Raw genomic sequence first — 4,876 nt, 5'->3', positions numbered from 1 at the left:
ATTTCCTACCTAATTATATGATTTTCTATTTCTATTATTACTTTTTTACTATTTACATTTCATTTACTTTATTTGAAAAGGAAAATAAAAAAATCTGCATAAATATAACAGATTTTTTTATTATTATATATAACGTATCATAAAGACTGGATTTTATTATTATATTTAATTAAATAACTAGAATAAGTGTGCCAATAAATTATTTCCATCCTGGAAAACTGTAATAGTAAAGTAATTCCAAGGAACTACAGTTGCACCAACTCTTGAGATGGCAACTCTTATTTTAAAGGTTTCCCCACTATTAGTTTTAGAATCCTTACCTTCATAAGTAACTCTATCTAATCTTACAACCATTTCTTCACCTTCAGATAGCTCCATTTGAGTCCTTAATGAATTTAAATCTTTAATAAGCTTTGATTTATCTGCTTCAGTTATGCTTGTATAACCTTTATCAATAGAAGGATTATATGAAATTAAATAATCATAAACTAAAGAGTCTTCATTAAGATATAAGTATAATAAATCATTAATAAAATCAATTTCTTTATACTCCCCTGAAGTATAATGTATGGATTGCTGATCATCATAAATATTAGTTCCTATTTCTATTTGAGATAAGTCTTTTGAAAAAGTATAGTTTTTTCCTAAAGCTTTAAATTCTTTTATTGGTTCTGGTTCTTGGATTTCTTCTTTAGGCTTAGTTTCTGCAGTATTCATATTTTCATTATTTGAATTTTTTAAATTTGTGCAACTAATTAAATTTAAAGATAAAATAAGTAATAATATAAATAATAAGCTGTTTTTTTTCATTATGTCCTCCGAAAATATATATAATAACAATGATATTTATTTAATTTTACGATAAATAGAAATAAAAGTAAATTAATATTAATATATAGTTAAAGGTTGATATATTTATTCAATATGAATATAATGAAAGTAGAAAAATTTTCATTAGGAGGAAATGTTATGTCAGTAAAGATGTTACACACTTGTATAAGAGTGATGGATTTAGAAAAGTCTTTAAAATTTTATCAAGAAGCTTTAGGCTTAGTTATAACTAGAAGAAAAGACTTTCCAGAACATAAATTTAGCCTTGTATATTTATCAAATGAAGAAGGCGGATATGAAATAGAATTAACATATAATTATGATGTTGAAAAACCATATGAAATAGGAAATGGATTTAGTCATATAGCAGTAGAAGCAGAAGATTTAGAAGCAATGAGAGAAAAACATGTTGCTTTAGGATATGAAGTAACACCTTTTAAAGGTCTACCTGGAACTAAACCTTCATACTACTTTGTAACAGATCCAGATGGATATAAAGTAGAAGTAATAAGAGCTAAGTAATATTAATCTAGTAACTTGTAAAAGTTACTAGATTTTTTTTTTAGAAATATACATATACTAGTTAATAGTAAATCGAATTGATAATTATTATTAATTAGTATATAATAAATAAAAGAAAATAATTCTAAAAAAGGATGAAGGTGTATATTTATGAGTAAAATATCAATTATTGGTGCAGGAGCAATTGGAGCTACTACTGCCTTTGCCTTATTACAAAAGGAAGTTGCTAGGGAAATAGTAATAAATGATATAAATCAAGAAAAAGCTTTAGGTGAAGTACTTGATTTAATGCATGGAAGTGCGTTATCAAGCCCTTGTAATGTTACTTTAGGATCCTTAGAAGATACAAAGGACTCTGATATTATTATAATTACAGCAGGAGTGGCTCAAAAGCCTGGAGAAACTAGATTAGATTTAGTAGATAAGAATTATAAAATTTTTAAAAGTTTTGTACCAACATTAGCTAAGTTAAGCCCTAATGCAATACTTTTAGTTGTTTCAAATCCAGTAGATATATTAGCTTATATGACTTATAAGCTATCAGGATTCCCAAAGGAAAGGGTAATAGGTTCTGGAACAGTATTAGATACAACTAGACTTAGAAGTTTGCTTGGCAAATATTTTGAAGTAGATGGAAGAATAGTTCAAGGATATGTACTTGGAGAACATGGAGATAGTGAATTTGTTCCATGGTCATCTTTAACTATTGGGAATATTCCAATTAAGGACTTCTCAGAACAACTACTAATTGAATGGGATAAAGAAACAGAAAAGGTTATAGCTGATGATGTAAAAAATGCTGCTTATGAAGTTATTAATAGAAAAGGTGCTACAGCATTTTCAGTGGCTGCTGTTTTAACAAGAATAGTTGAAGCATTTATAAAGGATGAAAAAACTATATTATCAGTTTCCACTTTATTAAATGACTATTATGGAGTAAATGAAACTTATTTAAGCGTTCCTACAATAGTTGGGAAAAAAGGAGTAGAAAAGGTATTAAATATTAAATTCTCTGAAGAAGAAAAAGAAAAATTTGTTTCATCAGCTAGTTTAATGAAAGAATATATAGATAGAATAAATGAAAATTAAATATTAATATAAAAATAAAAAATCAAGAGTAGTCTATAACAGGTATTAAAGCATGTTATAGGCTATTTTTAATTTATATAAATTATTATAAAAGTTTTAAAATAATAAAGTTATACATATTATAGATTAGTTAATATTTTATTAGAAAGGTAAGTGTATGACTAGGGAAAATATAAATAGATTATTAAAAAATAAAGCTTTAGGAAAAATATTTATTTTTTTATGCTCAATAACTTTATTGTATTTACTTTCTTCAGTATTTTTTATTAATCATTTTTTTATTAATACTAAGGTAAATGGAGTAGATTTATCTCTAAAAAATCATAATGTAGCAAATGAAACTTTTTATAATTCAATTAATGAATATAATATAAAGATAATAGGTAGAGATGGAAGAAGTGCAACAATTAATGGAAAGGATATAGGTATAGTTTTTAATAAAAAGGACATTAGAAGTGAAATAAAAAAACAACAAATTTCAATTATGTGGGGTAGTGCCTTAATTAATAAAAAGGAATATTTCATAGAAGGATTAATTGAATATGATAAAGTAAAATTAGATTCAATAATTGATAGTTTAGATATTTTAACAAAGAACATAGAGAATCCAGTAAATGTTGGATTTAATTATTTAGATGGTATTTATGTAATTGAACCAGAGGTTTATGGAAATAAAATAGATAAAGATAAATTTAAAGAACTATTAATTGAAGCTATATATAAAGGTAATAGAGAATTTAATGTAAATGAAGAAGGTTGTTATGAAGAACCTCTATTTACAACTGTTTCTGAGAAAACCATGGAAACAGAAGAATTGTTAAATAAATATGTATCTACAAAGGTTACTTACTTATTTGGAGAAAATAAAGAAGTTTTAGATGCTGATACTATAAAAAATTGGCTATCTATTAATGAAAATTTAGATGTTGTTTTAGATGAAAAAGCTTTAAGCGAATACATAACATCTCTTTGTAATAAATATAATACAATTGGAATAACTAGAAACTTCAAGACATCTACGGGAAAAACAGTAGAAGTAAAAGGTGGTTATTATGGATGGAAGATAAATTCCACAGCAGAAAAAAAGCTGCTTAATGAATATATTAAATTAGGTGCTAATATAGAAAAAGAGCCTATTTATAGTCAAGAAGCTGTATATAGGGATAAAGATGATGTAGGAAATACTTACGTTGAAATAAATATATCAAGGCAATATATGTGGTTTTATAAAGAAGGAAAAGTTATAGCAGAAGGTGGAGTAGTTACAGGAGATCCCAGAAAGGGATATTCAACACTTACTGGAACCTATATGATTAATTATAAGCAGAAAAATGCAGTTTTAAGGGGACCAGGCTATGAAGCTAATGTTAATTATTGGATGCCTTTTAACGGTAATATAGGTATTCATGATGCCAGTTGGAGATCCTCCTTTGGTTATAATATATATCAAAGTGATGGCACTCATGGATGTGTAAACTCGCCATTAAGTTTAGCTAAAAAAATATTTGAAAATATAGAAGCGGGAACTCCAGTTATATGCTATGAAGAATAGAATAAATTGTATAATAAGATAAATGAGTAAATAATAAAAATAAGTGCCAAATATTTATATAGTATTTGGCACTTTTTAATACGGTAAATGATATGATAAATATTATAATATGTATTACAAATAAAAAATAAAAATTTATAAGTGGAGAGAATATATGTGGAAAAGGCGAAAGAATATATAAAATAGGATAAGAAATATTTTATAGGAATAAGTAATTCTTTAATTATTTGTATGGATTATCTTTAAAAAAATGTTAGAAATAGAAGGTTATAAAGTAGATAAACTAAATAAGGAATAAAACTAAAAATAAATGTTCATATTTGTTGCGAATATGAATGGTATTATATATTTTATAGGAAAATAATGCTAAAATAGTAAAAAAGGGGAATATATATGAAAGATGAAAGAATATCCTTAGTACTAAAATCAATAATTTGGGGAACAGGTTGGCTTGCATTAGCTGCATTAATAGGTTTTATAATAACAAAAGTAACAGAATATAAAAGTTTTGAAAATGTATTATTTATTGAAGGTTTAATATTAATCTTTGTTGGGATTTTTGCATCTATATCAGGAGATCCTATGGGATTATCTTTGCAAGGATTAGGTCAAAATAATGCTCAATATTTAGCTAGTGCAAATTTAGAAGTTTCAAAAATGGAAAAGCAAAAATCAAATATGAAAATTAACATTTCCTTTGCACTTAGTACTTTTTCTTTACTTATAGGTGGTATTTTAGCAGCTATTGTTACATTTGTAATGTAAAGTAGTTTTACATTGAGTTTAGAAGTTATTATAAAAATATTTTGAAATATTTTTATATAGCTTCTTCACTTTTATATAGAAAGGAAGTTTACTTAAATATTTAATTATAAAAGGATG

General features: G+C 25.3%; 5 protein-coding genes. 4 read left to right on the top strand and 1 reads right to left on the bottom strand.

From position 1 onward, the window contains the following. Positions 1 to 177: 177 nt before the first annotated feature. A complete protein-coding gene (locus HUJ77_RS12695) occupies positions 178 to 810 on the bottom strand; it encodes a hypothetical protein (protein WP_291709193.1) in 633 nt (210 codons plus the stop codon). 159 nt (positions 811 to 969) lie between these two features. On the opposite strand from HUJ77_RS12695, the gene HUJ77_RS12690 reads away from it, so the two are divergent. The 4 genes from HUJ77_RS12690 to HUJ77_RS12675 all read left to right on the top strand — a co-directional run bounded on the left by HUJ77_RS12690 (position 970) and on the right by HUJ77_RS12675 (position 4,759). Then, complete coding sequence (locus tag HUJ77_RS12690) at positions 970 to 1,353, top strand: VOC family protein (RefSeq protein ID WP_291709192.1); 384 nt, start codon at positions 970 to 972, stop codon at positions 1,351 to 1,353. Between the two features lie 150 nt (positions 1,354 to 1,503). Beyond that, entirely contained in the window at positions 1,504 to 2,442 is a 939-nt protein-coding gene (locus tag HUJ77_RS12685; protein ID WP_291709190.1) for an L-lactate dehydrogenase, read from the top strand. A 157-nt stretch (positions 2,443 to 2,599) separates the two neighbouring features. After that, positions 2,600 to 3,994, top strand: coding sequence for a L,D-transpeptidase family protein (locus tag HUJ77_RS12680; RefSeq protein ID WP_291709188.1), 1,395 nt, complete (start codon positions 2,600 to 2,602; stop codon positions 3,992 to 3,994). 393 nt (positions 3,995 to 4,387) lie between these two features. Continuing rightward, complete coding sequence (locus HUJ77_RS12675; RefSeq protein ID WP_291709186.1) at positions 4,388 to 4,759, top strand: hypothetical protein; 372 nt, start codon at positions 4,388 to 4,390, stop codon at positions 4,757 to 4,759. The last annotated feature ends 117 nt before the right edge of the window (positions 4,760 to 4,876 follow it).

Origin of the sequence: Clostridium sp., from assembly GCF_021443865.1 — a bacterium.
In the GTDB taxonomy this organism is placed as follows: domain Bacteria; phylum Bacillota; class Clostridia; order Clostridiales; family Clostridiaceae; genus Clostridium.
This window is presented reverse-complemented; position numbering and strand designations above follow the sequence as displayed.